The organism is Neobacillus endophyticus, assembly GCF_013248975.1.
In the GTDB taxonomy this organism is placed as follows: Bacteria; Bacillota; Bacilli; order Bacillales; family Cytobacillaceae; genus Neobacillus; species Neobacillus endophyticus.
In genome coordinates, this window is the sequence record NZ_JABRWH010000001.1 from 2788532 (window position 1) to 2805525 (window position 16994).

At 38.2% G+C, this 16994-nt stretch carries 17 protein-coding genes; 14 read left to right on the plus strand and 3 right to left on the minus strand.

Annotated features, from left to right (window positions below):
• Nucleotides 1-107: 107 nt before the first annotated feature.
• Both HPT25_RS13645 and mobB read left to right on the plus strand, forming a co-directional pair.
• Nucleotides 108-1373 (plus strand): molybdopterin molybdotransferase MoeA, encoded by a 1266-nt coding sequence (locus HPT25_RS13645; RefSeq protein WP_173065023.1) that lies wholly within the window; start codon nt 108-110, stop codon nt 1371-1373.
• A complete protein-coding gene (mobB, locus tag HPT25_RS13650) occupies nt 1361-1879 on the plus strand; it encodes a molybdopterin-guanine dinucleotide biosynthesis protein B (protein WP_173065025.1) in 519 nt (172 codons plus the stop codon). Before HPT25_RS13645 ends, mobB begins: the two co-directional genes overlap by 13 nt.
• 102 nt (nt 1880-1981) lie before the next feature.
• Here mobB and HPT25_RS13655 read toward each other — a convergent pair whose 3' ends face one another.
• Nucleotides 1982-2674 carry a Crp/Fnr family transcriptional regulator gene (locus HPT25_RS13655; protein WP_173065028.1) on the minus strand — a complete coding sequence of 231 codons (693 nt, stop codon included), beginning with the start codon at nt 2672-2674 and terminating at the stop codon, nt 1982-1984.
• 232 nt (nt 2675-2906) lie between these two features.
• Between HPT25_RS13655 and HPT25_RS13660 the strand changes: the two genes are divergently transcribed.
• Both HPT25_RS13660 and clpB read left to right on the plus strand, forming a co-directional pair.
• Nucleotides 2907-3086 (plus strand): YjzC family protein, encoded by a 180-nt coding sequence (locus HPT25_RS13660; RefSeq protein ID WP_173065031.1) that lies wholly within the window; start codon nt 2907-2909, stop codon nt 3084-3086.
• 122 nt (nt 3087-3208) lie between these two features.
• Nucleotides 3209-5803, plus strand: coding sequence for an ATP-dependent chaperone ClpB (clpB, locus tag HPT25_RS13665; protein ID WP_173065034.1), 2595 nt, complete (start codon nt 3209-3211; stop codon nt 5801-5803).
• A 59-nt stretch (nt 5804-5862) separates the two neighbouring features.
• On the opposite strand, the gene HPT25_RS13670 is transcribed toward clpB, so the two are convergent.
• The gene (locus tag HPT25_RS13670) at nt 5863-6048 is read right to left on the minus strand and encodes a DUF2929 family protein (protein ID WP_173065038.1); all 186 of its coding nucleotides are present in this window, start codon (nt 6046-6048) and stop codon (nt 5863-5865) included.
• Nucleotides 6049-6226: 178 nt separating this feature from the next.
• Between HPT25_RS13670 and HPT25_RS13675 the strand changes: the two genes are divergently transcribed.
• The 3 genes from HPT25_RS13675 (at nt 6227) to HPT25_RS13685 (ending at nt 8947) form a co-directional block, all read left to right on the plus strand.
• Nucleotides 6227-6949 carry a hydrolase gene (locus tag HPT25_RS13675; protein ID WP_173065040.1) on the plus strand — a complete coding sequence of 241 codons (723 nt, stop codon included), beginning with the start codon at nt 6227-6229 and terminating at the stop codon, nt 6947-6949.
• An 80-nt stretch (nt 6950-7029) separates the two neighbouring features.
• Nucleotides 7030-7869: a hypothetical protein gene (locus HPT25_RS13680; RefSeq protein ID WP_173065042.1), complete on the plus strand. Its 840-nt coding sequence runs from the start codon at nt 7030-7032 to the stop codon at nt 7867-7869.
• A gap of 124 nt (nt 7870-7993) precedes the next feature.
• Entirely contained in the window at nt 7994-8947 is a 954-nt protein-coding gene (locus HPT25_RS13685) for a BMP family ABC transporter substrate-binding protein (RefSeq protein ID WP_281368270.1), read from the plus strand.
• Between the two features lie 25 nt (nt 8948-8972).
• Here the strand turns inward: HPT25_RS13685 and HPT25_RS13690 are convergent, their stop codons facing one another.
• Nucleotides 8973-9290: a hypothetical protein gene (locus HPT25_RS13690; protein ID WP_173065044.1), complete on the minus strand. Its 318-nt coding sequence runs from the start codon at nt 9288-9290 to the stop codon at nt 8973-8975.
• A 208-nt stretch (nt 9291-9498) separates the two neighbouring features.
• On the opposite strand from HPT25_RS13690, the gene HPT25_RS13695 reads away from it, so the two are divergent.
• The 7 genes from HPT25_RS13695 to HPT25_RS13725 all read left to right on the plus strand — a co-directional run bounded on the left by HPT25_RS13695 (nt 9499) and on the right by HPT25_RS13725 (nt 16978).
• The gene (locus HPT25_RS13695) at nt 9499-10431 is read left to right on the plus strand and encodes a beta-ketoacyl-ACP synthase III (protein WP_173065046.1); all 933 of its coding nucleotides are present in this window, start codon (nt 9499-9501) and stop codon (nt 10429-10431) included.
• A 102-nt stretch (nt 10432-10533) separates the two neighbouring features.
• Nucleotides 10534-11772 carry a beta-ketoacyl-ACP synthase II gene (gene fabF / locus HPT25_RS13700; RefSeq protein ID WP_173065048.1) on the plus strand — a complete coding sequence of 413 codons (1239 nt, stop codon included), beginning with the start codon at nt 10534-10536 and terminating at the stop codon, nt 11770-11772.
• A 405-nt stretch (nt 11773-12177) separates the two neighbouring features.
• A complete protein-coding gene (locus HPT25_RS13705) occupies nt 12178-12951 on the plus strand; it encodes a DUF2268 domain-containing putative Zn-dependent protease (RefSeq protein WP_173065050.1) in 774 nt (257 codons plus the stop codon).
• Between the two features lie 193 nt (nt 12952-13144).
• Complete coding sequence (locus tag HPT25_RS13710; RefSeq protein WP_173065052.1) at nt 13145-14167, plus strand: ABC transporter ATP-binding protein; 1023 nt, start codon at nt 13145-13147, stop codon at nt 14165-14167.
• Nucleotides 14148-15074, plus strand: coding sequence for an ABC transporter ATP-binding protein (locus HPT25_RS13715; protein WP_173065054.1), 927 nt, complete (start codon nt 14148-14150; stop codon nt 15072-15074). Before HPT25_RS13710 ends, HPT25_RS13715 begins: the two co-directional genes overlap by 20 nt.
• 15 nt (nt 15075-15089) lie before the next feature.
• Entirely contained in the window at nt 15090-16058 is a 969-nt protein-coding gene (opp4B, locus tag HPT25_RS13720) for an oligopeptide ABC transporter permease (protein ID WP_173065056.1), read from the plus strand.
• A gap of 11 nt (nt 16059-16069) precedes the next feature.
• On the plus strand, nt 16070-16978 hold the full coding sequence (locus HPT25_RS13725) for an ABC transporter permease (RefSeq protein WP_173065058.1): 909 nt from the start codon (nt 16070-16072) through the stop codon (nt 16976-16978).
• The last annotated feature ends 16 nt before the right edge of the window (nt 16979-16994 follow it).

The window sequence follows — 16994 nt, forward strand, 5'->3', positions numbered from 1 at the left end:
TAATTTTCTTACAGCTTTGTGATATTTGCCATCCCAGGAATATTTTTGTAGGTTTATAATAATGGAGCAATCATTTTGTATGCTGAAATGGATAGGAGTCGATACAATTGTTTGAAAGAAGACAACCCATTCCCGTTGATGAAGCGGTAAAAAGAATAATGGAATGTAAATTGCCTGGTGTAACAGAATATGTACATATTGAGGAAAGTTATGGACGCTTTATATCAGAAGATATAATTGCTACTTGTGATGTGCCTCATTTTGATCGTGCACCATATGATGGTTTTGCGATCCGTTCAATAGATACACAAAATGCTTCTCAGTCAAATCCCGTTGAATTTGAAGTTATTGACCATATCGGTGCAGGGATGGTTTCGGGCAAGAAAATAAACCAGTACCAAGCCGTCAGAATAATGACGGGTGCCATGCTGCCTGATGGAGCAGATGCTGTTGCGATGTTTGAGGTAACACAAACCTATGAACAAAACGGTAAGCCATATATGTCTCTTAAGCGAGGATTTAAAAAAGGAGAGAATGTTTCTTTTAGGGGAGAAGATGCAAAAGAAGGAGATGTTTTAGTTAAAAAGGGTACATGCATTAATCCAGGGATACAAGCCATATTAGCTGCATTTGGTTATAGGGATGTTCCCACAGCTAAAAAGCCAACCATTGGACTGTTTGCAACAGGAACGGAATTGCTCGAAGTGGAAGAACCTTTGGTTCCGGGGAAAATTCGCAATAGCAACTCCCATATGATTTCTGCCCAAATAGAAAGAGCAGGCGGAACTGTTCGCTACTTTGGAAAACTGCCTGATGAATACGATACATGCTTTCAAGCGGTCAGCAAGGCGATAAAGGAAGTAGATATCTTATTGACCACTGGAGGTGTATCGGTTGGCGATTTTGATTATCTTCCTGAAATCTACCGGCAATTAGGTGCAGAGGTGTTATTTAATAAAGTTGCAATGCGTCCAGGAAGTGTTACAACAGTGGCAGCGTATAATGGTAAGCTCCTGTTTGGCCTTTCAGGCAATCCTTCTGCCTGTTTTGTAGGATTTGAACTTTTTGTGAGACCAATTATCCGCACCATGCTTTTTGCTGAAAAAACCCATTTGCGTAAGGAAAAAGCGATACTGGAGTCCGATTTTCTAAAAGCAAATCCGTTTACAAGATTTGTAAGGAGTCATGTGTATATCGAGGATGGAAGATTAAAAACAAAGCCGAGTGGTGTTGACAAGTCGAATATTATCATGAGCCTTGCAGGAGCGAATTCACTCACCATACTGCCTGGAGGAACGAGAGAGTTTAGAACAGGTTCAGAAGTGAATGTCCTGTTGCTCGAGGATCAGGCAGGCAGTGAATGGCCTTGGTAAGACCCACTATCCTTCAGGTTGTTGGTTATCAAAATAGCGGAAAGACCACAATGATCGTAAAGCTTATTCATGTATTAAATGGGGCTGGCTTTAAAACTGTTACCATCAAGCACCATGGACATGGAGGCAAACCAAGCGCAGTAGAGCAAAAGGATTCAACAAGACATTTATCAGCAGGTGCAGCTGCTTCAATTGTTGAGGGTGCGGGGAGTTTAATTTTGCAAGCGAATTCCAATAGCTTTTCTTTGGAGGAACAAATAAAACTAATTAGTACTTTAAATCCGGATGTTATTTTGATTGAAGGGCATAAGCAGGCAGATTATCCGAAGCTGCTCATATTAAAAGAAAAGGAAGATTTATCGTTATTGGATCACTTGACCAATGTCAGAGGGATCCTTTATTGGGATGGACTGAAAACATATCTGACACATGTAGAAATCCCTGTTTTTTCTGTAGATGATCATACTTTTGAACATAATTGTGTTGAATGGCTGAAAGACCTATAAAAAATGGCCGCAATAGCGGCCATGGTTTTTTGAGGCATAAGTGCAAATACGCCTCTGTGTTCGCTCTAACGGGCTCGCCAGTCGGTGAGTTTTCTTTATAATTTAGTCCACTTTACAGATTTCTACCGGGCATTCCTCGCACTCGATTTCCTGTTTTAAAAAGCCCAAATCATGAATGGTAATCGTTCCCTTATTAATGGAAATTATTCCTTCCTTTCGAAGCTCACTTAACAGTCGATTGACTACTTCTCTTGAAGTGCCGCAGAAATTGGCTAATTCCTGGTTTGTTAAAGGTAAATCAATGATCACACCATCATTGGTTTTTAAACCATAACTATTATGGATCCGGATTAAGGTGGAATACAACGCCCCTTTTTTTCCATGTAAAACAAGGTCGCGAAATTTTGCCTGTGTTTTTCGATGCTGCTGGCTCATCCACTTCATGAATTCAAGGGATAAGGCGAGATTTTGAGACAGCTTCTCTTCCAGAACATTTCTCATGATGACTCCTACTTGACCTGTTTCTGCCACTCGTCCACTTAATGTATATTTCGGTTTAGGGGAAAATAAGGTTAATTCACCTATAAAATCTCCTGCTGCACACATCCGTAATGTCAGCTCTCGGCCGTCTGGAATGATTTTACTAACTTGCAGTATTCCACTTTGAATAATATACATTTCATTGGCTGGAGTTCCTTCTTGAAACAAAAAGGTTCCCTTTTCCATTTTTTTTGTGTGGTGAACTGTCTCGAGAAGCTGTGCTAATAAAACCGGCATTTCTGTAATGGACTGCATAGATTTTTACCACCTTTTGGAGATAAACTCAAATTTGCTGGATTTTACTATAATTATATTGTTAAACAAGATTTTTAAGCAATAATTGAAGAATAAGTTCATATAATCGTCAAAAAAGGTTGCCTATTTCTTAGGAAATAATGACGAAATATGAAAAAATGACAAAAATTCCATTAATGGCTCTCTTTGAAAAGGAAATAATAAATATTGTAATGATAAGGAGGGATAAAAAATGGGCCAAAACCACCAATTTAAATCAGGGAAAAAAGCACCCAATAATGGCGTGTATATTGAAGTTGGCGATACAGGAGATAATGTCATCAATCCCAAAAAAATTAAGCTAAAAGCTGGCGATCCATTTCCAGAAACATCAAATGATGACCGTGTTTGGACATACAAAAGAAAACCATAAATACTTACAAAAAGCCATCCAGAGGGTGGCTTTTCTACATTACAATATTTTACTTTCTACATATTTTTGGTTTATAATATCAGTAATAGGTCAAAAAAGGTCAAAAAAGGAAGTGATGTGAAATGGACTTAAACCGCATGACTGAAAGGCTGCAAAAGGCTTTAATGGACGCCCAAAACTTGGCGATTAGAAATAATCATCAAGAAATTGATGAACCTCATTTATTTATAGCATTATTAGATCAAGAGGATAGTCTGATTGGCTCCATCTTCAAAAATTTAGGAGTGCCTGAAGAGAAAATCAAGGGCAGCCTGCTAAATTCCCTAGGGAAAAAGCCTCAGGTTACTGGAAGTGGTTTAGAACATGGAAAGCTGTATATAACCTCAAAATTGCAAAAACTCTTAGTGAATGCTGAAGATCAAGCCAAGAATTTTTCAGATGAATATATATCGGTTGAACACATTTTATTAGCTGCGGCCCGTACAAATGATTCCGAAATGTATAAGACTATTCACGCAGAGGGTCTTACATTTGAGGATATTCTATCAGCGATAAAAGCCATAAGGGGGAATCAACGAGTGACATCACAAAATCCCGAAGCCGGATATGAAGCACTTAAGAAATATGGAAGAGACCTTGTTTCTGAAGTGAAAGCAGGTAAAGTTGATCCGGTCATTGGCAGGGATGCAGAAATTCGCAATGTAATTAGAATCCTTTCAAGAAAGACAAAAAATAATCCAGTATTAATAGGTGAGCCAGGTGTTGGTAAAACAGCCATTGTCGAGGGGCTTGCACATAGAATCGTTAGAAAGGATGTCCCTGAAGGATTAAAGGATAAAACCATATTTGCATTAGATATGGGCTCCTTAATTGCCGGAGCGAAGTTCAGAGGAGAATTCGAAGAAAGACTGAAGGCAGTATTAACTGAAATCAAGAAAAGTGAAGGTCAAATACTATTGTTTATTGATGAAATTCATACAATAGTTGGGGCAGGAAAAACAGAGGGAGCCATGGATGCAGGAAATATGCTGAAGCCAATGCTTGCCCGTGGGGAACTTCATTGTATTGGTGCGACAACATTGGATGAACATCGAAAATATATTGAAAAAGATCCGGCACTTGAACGGAGATTCCAGCCCGTAATGATCCAAGAGCCTACAGTAGAGGATACAATTTCTATTCTTAGAGGATTAAAAGAGCGATTCGAGGTGTATCATGGAGTAAAAATTCATGATCATGCTTTAGTATCCGCTGCCACTTTATCTGACCGCTATATTACTGACCGTTTTTTACCGGATAAAGCCATTGATCTTGTCGATGAAGCCTGTGCTTTAATTCGAACGGAAATCGATTCCATGCCTACAGAGCTAGACGAAGTAACCCGCCGAGTGATGCAATTGGAAATCGAGGAAGCGGCATTAAGGAAAGAGCAAGATGACGTAAGTAAACACCGGCTTGAAACTTTATTAAAAGAGCTTGCTGATCTGAAAGAACAATCCGATACCATGAAGGCGAAATGGATGGAGGAAAAACAGAAGATTCAACGCTTGCAGGAAAAAAGAGAACAAATCGAGAAGCTGCGCCGAGAGCTTGAACAAGCTGAGGATCAATACAATTTAAATCGTGCGGCTGAACTAAGGCACGGCCTGATACCTACGGCAGAAAAGGAACTAAAAGTACTGGAGGCAGATTCCTCAACTGACCGTCTGCTTCGTGAAGAAGTAACAGGTGAAGAAATTTCTAATATTGTTTCAAGGTGGACAGGGATTCCCTTATCAAAGCTAGTTGAAGGTGAAAGAGAAAAGCTGCTCCGCTTAGAAACGATCCTTCAGGAAAGGGTAATAGGTCAAAATGAAGCAGTTAATTTGGTTGCTGATGCTGTATTAAGGGCGAGGGCTGGAATTAAAGATCCCAACCGTCCTATTGGATCTTTCCTATTTTTGGGGCCAACCGGTGTAGGTAAGACAGAGCTTGCGAAAGCATTGGCAGAAGCACTTTTCGATAGTGAGGAACATATTATCCGAATTGACATGTCCGAGTATATGGAAAAGCACGCTGTTTCACGTTTGATCGGGGCGCCTCCAGGTTATATTGGCTATGAAGAAGGCGGGCAATTGACCGAAGCTGTAAGGAGAAGGCCATATTCAGTAATTTTAATGGATGAAATCGAAAAAGCTCACCCAGAAGTCTTTAATATCTTACTTCAAGCGCTTGATGATGGCCGAATTACAGATTCCCAAGGACGAGTGGTGGATTTTAAAAACACAGTTATCATAATGACATCCAATATAGGATCGCAATTTTTACTGGAACGATCAGAGAATGAGATTGAAATTTCGAATTTGGCAAGGGAAAATGTGATGGGACAGCTACGGGCACATTTTCGTCCAGAATTTTTAAATCGTATCGATGAGACGATCCTCTTTAAACCACTTTCGCTTCGGGAGATAAAAAATATAGTCATCAAGATGTTAAATGATCTGCAAAGTAGGCTAAAAGAGCAGCAAATCAGCATTTCGATTACAGATGAAGCACAACAGTTCATTGCTGAAAATGGATTTGACCCTATTTATGGAGCAAGGCCATTGAAGCGTTTTATTCAAAGAAATATTGAAACAAAGCTTGCCCGTGAAATCATTGCCGGAAAGGTTTTCGATGGAGCAATTGTGGAAATAACGACGGAAAATGGAGACATAGCTTTAAAAATAAATGAATAAAAAGAAATAAGAAATGAAAAAAAGGTCTTCCGTTTAGTTAATGGGAGACCTTAAAAAAATTAATGTTTTTTAACCGGTTCGTTTGGAATGATAGCAGAAACGATAAAAATAAGAATCGTAACACACACAGCCATAATAGCACCTAATTTAACATCAAATGCAGCTCCGGGAGTCATCGAACTTACTACGTATGTAAGCATTTCCACCAAAAGAAACGTCCAAAAAAAGGTCCAAAAGAAACGCACTTCTATTCACCTCTTACTATTTTTCATCATTACTTATCTTACCATATGGCATAAAATTAATAAATGCAAATTTTTCGCTGAAAATCAAAAGAGAAGTCAGAAGATGGGCAAACTCCCGTTCAACTTTTATAAAGCGACATACATTATGATGAGGAAATATGTAAAAGGAGATTTACCAATGGAGAACCGCAATTTTCAAATGGATACCCAATGGAATATTGTTTACTACCCTGAAAAGCCTACAGGATTTGGGATTTTAATCATTGGCGATGAGCGGCATTTTGTTGACGAAAGTAAAAGCTTTTGGACACAAAATGAAGGAAAATGTACAGTGTTGGACCAATTAAAGGAAAAGGGGTACACCATTTTTTCCTCAAATCTTTTTGGGCGAAATTGGGGAAGTGAAAATGCTGTTGAGCTTGCAGGGAGACTTTATCAGTATATTATGCGAAGTGAGATATTAAATAGAAAAATCCATATTTTAGCTGAAGGAATGGGTGCACTTGTTGCAATTAAATTAATGGAAAAAATGAAGGAAAGTATAAGGTCTGTGATCCTTCTCAATCCAATACTTTCATTGAAGTATCACCTTGAGCAGGAGAAGGAGCATAAGTTTTTCTATAAAAAGCTGCTTCGGGAGTTAACATGTGCATATCAAGAAGATCAAAAAGTACTGGAAAGCACCATTTTTAACTTAGAAGACAACATTAATCTCGATTTTGGAATACCTGTGAAAATCATTCATGTACTTGCTGGTGGAAAATCGTATAATCAGTCAAAACAGTACCAACAAATCCTGGACTCTTCTAAATTTAATCCTACTTATATTCTTCCAGAAAAAAAACCACAGCTTGGTAAAATCTGCATTAATTTTTTCACACACCATGAATCAATACTCTAATATCTGAACCTCCTCAAAAGAAATATTTCCTTAATCTTCCGCATAGGATTCATTAAGGTTAGTTTGGGGAGGAAGATTTAATGGACAAGGCAGTTGTTTTGGACGTTTTTGACTTTGTGGGCTTTCACTTTTGCAAATATATATTGAATAAGGGATATGAAGTGAAGGGGTTATCTTTTGACGGAAACTCTGATGCTGAAAATATGGATGAAAAAAGTATGGAAATCGGCAGAAATGCTAATTTTAGCACTCATTCATTACTGGATTGGACGGAACATTTCTCTGAACAAGACCCAATCACTCAACTATTTATCATTTCTATCTATGACTTGTATATGCTAAGTAAAGATTCATTGAGTGAAAAGAAGGAAATTACAGATCCAATCATTCAATATTTTTCAAGGATGGGAAATCGTATAAAACTAGTCGTATTTTTGCCAATCCAAATGTATAGAGAGATAAATGTTTGGTCACCCTTTTTTGAACAAACTAAAGAACTAGTATCCCATGTACAAATGTTTTATTTGCCAACTGTCTTTGGGCCATGGCAACCGGAAGTATTTTTGTTTCAACAGATGATCCTTGGGAGATTTAAGCAGCTGGAAATAATTCAATCTGAGCGGGAATGGACAAGAGATGCTCTTTTCGTGACTGATGCAGTAAAAACAATTTATGACACGATCCAATTTGGGAAACCCGGAAGTTATCTTTTAGAGAGTGGTCAAGATAATTATTGGGAAGAATGTGCTTCCTACCTTAAAATGGATAAAAGTACGGTGAAGAAACATCGTGACGGCTGGCAAGGACTTGATGATTCTATTCAAAAGGTTATTGTAAAAAACCTGACCCCCCTATCTGATTCAATAACAGCACAAATAGAACTAAATGAACGAATGCATAATCATTTTCGTTTAAAATGAATAAATCTTTTCAATTATTTATTCGAAGGTTAGAATATAAATGAAAATAAAGAATCCTGAAAGGACCATTTAGAATAAAAACATTGGAGATTTAAATGGGGATGGGCAGGCAGCTATGAAGAGAATGCATGGAATGCTGTATCGTTATGGAATGATCCTTTTAAGTCTTTTTATACTTGGATCATGCAGTGCAACAAAGTCTGAAGGAAAATTAAAAAAGGTAGGGCTATTGGTACCTGAAACCATAAGTGATCAAGTATGGGGGACAAAAGGCTATAAAGGAATTCTGAAGATTCAATCTAACCTCCATGTAGATGTTTATTACAAAGAAGGAATGAATTCGGAAGCAGCGGTGGATCGAGCAGTTAAAGAATTGCAGCAAAAAGGTGTAAATCTTATCTTTGGCCACGGTTCCGAGTATGCGGACTATTTTAATGATATTTCTAATAAATATCCTCAAATACATTTTGTTAGTTTTAATGGGGATGCAAAAAATCCAAATACGACCAGCTTAAGTTTTAAGGCTTATGCAATGGGGTTTTTTGGCGGAATGGTTGCAGCCCATATGTCCAAAGCAAAAAAAGTCGGTGTTTTAGCGGCATATGAATGGCAGCCGGAAGTTGAAGGATTTTATCAGGGTGCATTGGCTGAAAATAAAAATACAAAAGTTACAATCAATTATGTAGGAAATTGGGATGATGAAAATAAAGCCGTTCAGCTCGTAGATCACATGATGAATGAAGGAGTAGACGTCATATATCCTGCCGGAGATGGGTTTAATGTACCTGTTATTGAAAGGGTGAAAGACCGGGGGTTATATGTAATTGGTTTTGTTTCGGACCAATCAGATTTGGGAGAGACAACTGTTCTTGCTAGTACAGTACAACAAGTGGATAAACTATATGTAAAAGTAGCGGATCAATTTAATCAAGGGAAATTGAAATCAGGTAACCTATCGTTTGATTTTCAAGACGGAGTCATGTCGATGGGAAAATATAGTCCGTTAGTTGATAAAGAGTTTATTAGAAAAATGAATCATCAGATTACTGTTTATACTAAAACCGGAAAACTTCCTTAAAAAATGAGCTGACCAATTGGTCAGCTCATTTTCTCTTCCATATTTGTTCAATAAAAGGATAAATATTTTGAAATAAAGGCTTTAATCCATTCACTGAGTCTATTAACTTATCAATATTAACCATTATTTCTTCGTAATTAATCCCCTGCTGATTGCTTGCTGCCAATTCGGGTTGGGATTCAAGATCGGAAGGAATTGGCTGATGATGGGATCCCATGGGCCCAAACATTAAGGCATTGAATGGATCTTGGTCCCATCGATTATGGTTCTCCTCTCGCGGAGGGATATTTTGATCATCGGATTCCCTGAATGAGGAAATGGTCTCAAACTCCCGCTCTTCCATATAAATGCAGCACTCCTTTCTGAAATGTTCTCTTATTTTAAAGTATGTATAAACAATGAAAAGGAATGGACAATTGCGGAAAAGGGAAGATTAGAAGAAAAAGTTGCTTAAATGGCATGTCATTTGATAAAATTAGTACCAAGTCATAATAATTGATAATAATATAATAAAGACACCAGTCATTTATAAATTTTAAGGAGATGGAAACATGAGAGCTGGTATTGTTGGAATTGGAAGATATTTACCTGAAAAGGTTGTTACAAATTTAGATTTAGAGAAAGTGATGGATACCTCGGATGAATGGATTCGTACGAGAACAGGCATTGAAGAAAGACGCATTGCTGCCGATGATGTGGACACGTCTGATATGGCGTTTTTTGCTGCCCAAAAAGCCATTAAGGATGCTGGGATCACTCCTGAAGAAATTGATTTAATTCTGGTAGCAACAGTTACACCTGATACTCCATTTCCTTCTGTTTCCTGTAAAATCCAAGAAAGATTAGGCGCTGTTAAAGCAGCTGCAATGGATATAAGTGCGGCATGTGCAGGATTTATGTATGGAATCGTCACCGCTAAACAATTTATTGAAGCTAAAGTTTATAAATATGTTCTGGTTGTTGGTGTTGAAAAGCTTTCTAAAATTACGGATTGGTCTGACAGAAATACTGCGGTATTGTTTGGTGATGGTGCAGGGGCAGCTGTAATTGGAGGTGTATCAGAAAATCGGGGAATTCTTGCATTTGAGCTTGGTGCAGATGGTACAGGAGGCAAACATCTTTATCAAGATGAATACATCATTATGAATGGGCGTGAAGTATTTAAGTTTGCTGTAAGACAAATGGGGGAAAGCTGTATAAATGTTCTTGATAAAGCGGGGCTAAAGAAGGAGGATGTTGATTTCCTTATTCCACATCAGGCAAATATCCGAATCATGGAAGCCTCAAGACAAAGGCTGGAGCTTCCTGAAGAAAAAATGTCCAAAACCGTTGATAAATATGGAAACACTTCTGCAGCATCCATTCCGATCTCGATAGTGGAAGAACTGGAAGCAGGAAATATTAAGGATGATGACTTAATCGTAATGGTTGGCTTCGGCGGAGGATTAACTTGGGGCGCCATTGCCATTCGGTGGGGAAAATAAGTAAAGCATAGTAACAATTAAAGCTCTACAATATTTTATTTTAAATGGAAACTATTAAAAATGTACTATAAAAAAGTTCGATTTAGATAAGGAGTTGCTTAAATGGAAAAACGAAGAGTTGTAGTAACTGGTGTTGGAGCGGTTACACCACTTGGAAACGATGTTGAAACAACCTGGAAAGGGATTTTGGAAGGTAAATCCGGAATTGGCCCGCTAACAAGATTAAATGCAGACGATTATCCGGCCAAGGTTGCAGCTGAATTAAAAGATTTTAATCCGGAAGCTTTTATGGAGAAAAAAGATGCAAGAAAGATGGACCGGTTTACGCAATATGCTGTGGCAAGTTCGTTAATGGCAGTAAAAGATGCCAATCTGACGATTAATGAGGAAAATTCGCATCGGGTTGGTGTTTGGATTGGTTCAGGCATTGGCGGAATGGAGACTTTCGAGCAACAATTTGAGATTTTTCAACAAAGAGGGTATAAAAGAGTCAGTCCATTTTTTGTTCCAATGATGATTCCAGATATGGCAACAGGCCAAGTATCTATTACACTTGGGGCTAGAGGATTCAATTCTTGTACTGTTACTGCATGTGCAACAGGGACAAATTCTATTGGAGACGCCTTTAAAGTCATCCAACGCGGTGATGCAGATGTGATGGTGACAGGAGGAAGTGAAGCACCAATTACAAGGATGGCTGTGGCAGGTTTCTGTGCGAATACTGCCTTATCCACGAATCCAGATCCAAAAACTGCTAGCCGTCCTTTTGATAAGAACCGAGATGGATTTGTTATCGGTGAAGGTGCAGGGATTGTCATTTTAGAGGAATTAGAACATGCATTAGCACGGGGCGCCAAAATATATGCTGAAATTGTCGGTTACGGAGCAACCGGAGATGCGTATCATATCACTGCTCCGGCACCAGGCGGTGAAGGTGGTGCAAGGGCTATGAAGATGGCGATAAATGATGCTGGATTATTACCGGAAGATATCGATTATATCAATGCCCATGGTACTAGTACAGAATATAATGATAAGTTTGAAACACTTGCGGTGAAAGAAGTATTTGGAGAACACGCTTATAAATTGGCGATGAGCTCAACAAAGTCGATGACAGGGCATCTGCTTGGCGCAGCAGGAGGTGTAGAAGCCATTTTTACTTTATTGGCAATGAGAGACAGCATAATGCCTCCTACCATGAATTATGAAACTCCAGATCCTGAATGTGATTTGGATTATATTGCAAATTCTGCACGACCAAAAGAAATAAAAGCAGCCATGAGCAACTCACTAGGCTTCGGCGGCCATAACGCCACCATTGTATTTAAGAAATATGAATAATAAAAAAAGACCAGGCACATTGAACTGCTTGGTCTTTTTTTTACTGATAAGATAGTATAACTTTCCTATCAGGCATAAGTGTACGAAGGAATGCTTCGTGAGTATTAGATTCGGAGTCGAAAAGCTGTGCTTTTCGGCGAACTACGCCTCTGTTTTCGCCTTAACGAGCTCGCCAGTCGGCGAATTTTCTTTATGATTAGCGCTGTTAAACTTGGTTGTTGATTTCCGCTTCAGGCACGAGCGGTTCGCGGGCGTGCCTCCCGCTCCAATCAACAGCGTGAATATATCAACAATGTTCTTTAACATAGCCTTATGATTAAAGGACTTAACCATTTAGCTTATGAACCTAAAACAAAAAGTTTCATAAAATGTAAAAAGGCAATTTAGGTTAAATGGGGTGCAAATATGGGAATTATCCGAACGGATAAATGGCTGCGAGATGACTTTGACCGTCCCATCAAAATTTGTGAAAAACTGAAAACCTATTTTAAAGGGCAAACTGCAACAGAAATCTACACTCAGCTGCTGAAATTTGGAATGTACCGATCTTCAAAAGCAGCATTGAATAATTTGCACGATATGAAAGATTATAATGCCTGGGATATAGTTGATAAAATTTTTTACAAATATCAAAAACAATGGTCCGGTCCTGATATACCAATTTTCCTTTTTCCACTGGGGCAGGAGCGCGGCTTTTTTTTTAGACAGGAAGAAAGGCGGAAAGCAGGGGTTTCTTTTCCAGACAAAATGTTTCTGTTTCTGTCAAATTATTATGACCCCAAGGAGATTGAAGCACTTTTCGTCCATGAATATCACCATGTATGCAGACTAAGGACGTTGAATAAAAATCTTCAGAAATACACATTGCTTGACTCGATTATTATTGAAGGACTGGCGGAGTATGCGGTGTTAAAAAATTGTGGAGAAAAGTATTTGGCAAATTGGTGTAATATGTACTCGGAAAGGGAATTAGAGATTTTTTGGGATCGATTTTTAAAACAACAATTAGATAAGAAGAAACACGACAGGGTCCATGATGAATTATTATACGGCGGAGGAAGAGTTCCACATCTTCTCGGTTATGCGGTGGGATATAATATTGTTAGAAAATACTATGAAAGGAATCATTACTCTACTAAATTATCTTTTTCCACATCGGCTTCAGAGTATATAAAATAAAAAATTTATATCTCGCAAAAGGCCATTTTATATGGCTTTTTTGTTTTTTTTATTAACTGAATTTACAAAATAGTCAAAATAATATTGTGTTTGAAACAATAATATCATAAAATCAAATGTAAATTAATAGGATAATCTAATATAAATTTCCAAATATTTTTTAGAAATTTAAAAGTATTTAGGGGGTTGAAATTTGAAAGAGCTCTTAAGGATTGAAAATCTTTGTACCTCATTTAAAATCCAGGATGATTATTTCGCTGCAGTGGATGGTGTTTCATTATCAGTAAATGAGAATGAAGTGGTAGCCATAGTTGGAGAGTCTGGGTGTGGAAAGAGTGCGCTGGCACTTTCGATCATGGGGCTCCATCCACAGGAAAGAACAAAGTTAGAAGGCAATATAAATTTTAAAGAAAAGAATCTCATTTCCTTATCAACATCTGAATTAAATAAAATACGCGGAAAAGAGATCGGGATGATTTTTCAAGACCCGTTAACAGCTTTAAATCCTTTAATGACATGTGGAAAACAAATTGAAGAAAGCTTGGCCTTTCATACAAATCTATCAAGTCAAGAAAAAAAAAAAAGAACCTTAGAGCTTTTGAACAAAGTCAGGATCCTAAACCCGGAACGTACATATAAACAATATCCCCACGAATTATCCGGCGGAATGCGCCAGCGGATTGTTATTGCCGTTGCCGTTGCTTGTGATCCTTTGCTTGTCATTGCTGATGAACCAACCACTGCATTAGATGTTACAATTCAAGCTCAAATTATGGATGTATTAAAAGCACTTCAAAAACAAACCAATACAGGAATCATTCTTATTACTCATGATCTGGGAGTTGTAGCTGAAATGGCAGATCGAGTTGCGGTCATGTATGCTGGGGAAATTGTTGAATGTGCAAATGTCCATGAATTATTCAAAAATCCCCTACACCCTTACACTAGATCACTATTTAATTCCCTTCCAGCATCCTCAGAAGCGAAGGACCGATTACATGTCATTCAAGGAATTGTCCCTTCGCTGCAGAAACTCCCTAGAAAAGGCTGCCGTTTCAAAGACCGTATACATTGGATTAATGAACATATACATGAAGAAAATCCCGTGCTTCGGGAAGTTTCAGCAAATCATTTTGTTCGCTGTACATGTTATAAGAATTTTTACTTTCCAGAAACATATATAGGGGATATGTACAATGGAATTTCTAAAAGTTAATCATCTAAAAATCTATTATCCTATCCGAGGCGGTTTTTTTCAAAGAGTCATTTCTCATGTACAAGCAGTAGATGATATTAGTTTTAAATTGCAACAGGGTGAAACATACGGACTTGTAGGCGAATCGGGGTGCGGAAAAACAACTACAGGAAGAACAATTATCGGGCTAAATAGAGCTACTTCAGGCCAAATCTTATTCCAGGGCAATAACATAACGAAGTTAAGCAGAAGAGCCTTTCATAAGTATCGACAGGATATACAAATGATTTTTCAAGATCCATATTCATCTTTAAATCCGAGAAAGCGTGTAATGGATATTGTTGCAGAACCATTGAGGAATTTTGAGAGACTTTCTCCGACAGAGGAAAAACAAAAGGTGCAGTTTTATATAGAAAAAGTCGGATTACACCCTGAGTCGATTTACAAATACCCGCATGAGTTTTCCGGGGGACAGCGCCAGCGAATTGGAATTGCTCGGGCATTGACATTAAAACCAAAGTTGATTATTGCCGATGAGCCTGTTTCTGCCCTAGATGTGTCGGTCCAAGCTCAAGTCTTAAACTTTATGAAAGATATTCAGAAAGAGTTCCAATTAACCTATCTATTTATCAGTCATGACCTAGGAATTATCAAACATATGTGTGACCGAATAGGAATTATGTATCGCGGCCAGTTCGTAGAGGAAGGAACAAGCCGGGATATATATATAAATCCGCAGCATTTATACACCAAAAGACTAATTTCGGCTATACCAGATATTAATCCTGCCAATAGGGAAAAACAAATGAAACTTCGCCAAGAAATAAATATAGAATTTAAAAATTCATATGATCAATATTTCAATACTGATGGCAAGGTCTATCAACTTAAACCTATATCTGAAACACATTCAGTCGCACTCCCATAGGAGGGGATTATTAAAATGTTAAAATTTATATTTCGTAGAATTTTAGTCATGATCCCTCAGCTGCTGATATTAAGTGTACTTATTTTCTTGTTGGCAAAAGCGATGCCGGGAGATGCATTAACAGGAAGATTGGCAAGTAATCCAAAAATGGATGCCCAGACGATTCATGAATTGAAAGTGAAGTTGGGGATGTATGATCCTTTTTATATACAATACGGAAGATGGATAAAGGGGTTACTTCATGGGGATTTGGGTATGTCCATTATCCACCAAACCCCGGTAACACAATTGATTGCAGGAAAACTGGGAAACACGATTCTATTGGGCTTTGCCATTTTGGTTTTAAGCTATTTGATCGCGATTCCCTTGGGGATCATAGGCGGCCGATGGACGGATACATGGGCTGATAAATTGATTGTTGGTTACAATTATTTAACATATGCTACCCCTTTATTTATTTTTGCGTTACTCATGCTTTTTATTTTTGGATTTGTTCTCAACTGGTTTCCGACAAGCGGAAGTGTAGACATCCGTGTAGAGGATGGATCGTTGGCATATTACATGAGCAAGTTAAATCATCTCATTTTGCCTGCATTTTCGGGTGCCATTGTCAGTACAACCATTACCATTCAATACTTGCGCAATGAAATCATTGATACAAAGATAAAAGACTTTGTAAAAATGGCTCGAGCAAAAGGTGTCAGCGAATCAAAAGTATATACACGCCACATTTTTAGAAATTCTTTGCTGCCAATAGCTGCTTTTCTTGGATATGATATTGTCTCTTTAATTGGCGGTTCAGTCTTTTTAGAGTCGATCTATGGATACCCTGGGATTGGGCAGTTATTTGTTACCTCCATTTCACAACGTGATTACAGTGTTGTAACTGCACTCGTCATGATATCAGGTCTTGCTACATTAATTGGGACGCTGTTATCGGATCTCATTTTAAGTGCGGTTGATCCGCGGATCAGGATTGAGTAAGGGGGATCGTAATGAAAGCTGAAATCTCTAAACCAAAGCGGCAAAAAATCAAGAAAGCAAAAAAAAATGGGGCGTTCTCCATTTTGTGGCGGGAGATTGTGAAAGATAAACTGGCACTAGGATCGTTAATACTACTGGCATTCATTTTAATCATTGTATATGGAACGTCACTCCTGTTAAATCAGGATAAAATTGTAACTGTCGATTTGCTATCAATTTATTCACCGCCATCTGCCGAACATTGGCTGGGGACTGATTATGGAGGCAGAGATATTTTCGGCCAGCTCATCATTGGAGCGAAAAATTCATTTACGATTGGATTATGTATCACATTGTTAACAGGACTTATCGGTCTTTCCGTCGGATTATGTGCAGGTTACTTTGGCGGACAAGTCGACAATACGATCATGCGGATCATCGACTTCTTTCTCATACTCCCGACATTAATGCTGGTCATTGTCTTCGTTACCATTGTACCTAAATATAATGTTTATACTTTTATCCTAATTATGAGTTTGTTCTTGTGGACTGGGAAAGCAAGGTTAATTCGTTCGAAAACTCTTGCAGAGAGAGAGTTAGATTATGTTAGTGCTTCTAAAACATTGGGAACACCTGATTGGAAGATTATGATGAGGGAAGTGCTGCCTAATTTAAGTTCCATAATCATCGTTAATCTGACCCTAAACCTTGCAGGAAATATTGGAATTGAATCAGGGTTAACGTATCTCGGATTTGGTCTGCCGGAAAGTACTCCCAGTTTAGGCACTCTCGTAAGTTATGCTACAAATCCGGATGTCCTACAAAACAAATGGTGGATTTGGTTACCTGCATCATTGCTAATTCTAGTCATGATGTTGTGTATAAATTACATCGGTCAAGCATTAAAACGTGCTTCCGATGCAAGACAAAGATTAGGTTAAAAAGGGGGAAAAAGAA

Coding starts and splice junctions, on each gene's coding strand:
- mobB (WP_173065025.1), top strand. CDS start 1,361: ATGGCCTTGGTAAGACCCACTATCCTTCAGGTTGTTGGTTATCAAAAT.
- HPT25_RS13655 (WP_173065028.1), bottom strand. CDS start 2,674: ATGCAGTCCATTACAGAAATGCCGGTTTTATTAGCACAGCTTCTCGAG.
- HPT25_RS13660 (WP_173065031.1), top strand. CDS start 2,907: ATGGGCCAAAACCACCAATTTAAATCAGGGAAAAAAGCACCCAATAAT.
- clpB (WP_173065034.1), top strand. CDS start 3,209: ATGGACTTAAACCGCATGACTGAAAGGCTGCAAAAGGCTTTAATGGAC.
- HPT25_RS13675 (WP_173065040.1), top strand. CDS start 6,227: ATGGAGAACCGCAATTTTCAAATGGATACCCAATGGAATATTGTTTAC.
- HPT25_RS13680 (WP_173065042.1), top strand. CDS start 7,030: ATGGACAAGGCAGTTGTTTTGGACGTTTTTGACTTTGTGGGCTTTCAC.
- HPT25_RS13685 (WP_281368270.1), top strand. CDS start 7,994: ATGCATGGAATGCTGTATCGTTATGGAATGATCCTTTTAAGTCTTTTT.
- HPT25_RS13690 (WP_173065044.1), bottom strand. CDS start 9,290: ATGGAAGAGCGGGAGTTTGAGACCATTTCCTCATTCAGGGAATCCGAT.
- HPT25_RS13695 (WP_173065046.1), top strand. CDS start 9,499: ATGAGAGCTGGTATTGTTGGAATTGGAAGATATTTACCTGAAAAGGTT.
- fabF (WP_173065048.1), top strand. CDS start 10,534: ATGGAAAAACGAAGAGTTGTAGTAACTGGTGTTGGAGCGGTTACACCA.
- HPT25_RS13705 (WP_173065050.1), top strand. CDS start 12,178: ATGGGAATTATCCGAACGGATAAATGGCTGCGAGATGACTTTGACCGT.
- HPT25_RS13715 (WP_173065054.1), top strand. CDS start 14,148: ATGGAATTTCTAAAAGTTAATCATCTAAAAATCTATTATCCTATCCGA.
- opp4B (WP_173065056.1), top strand. CDS start 15,090: ATGTTAAAATTTATATTTCGTAGAATTTTAGTCATGATCCCTCAGCTG.
- HPT25_RS13725 (WP_173065058.1), top strand. CDS start 16,070: ATGAAAGCTGAAATCTCTAAACCAAAGCGGCAAAAAATCAAGAAAGCA.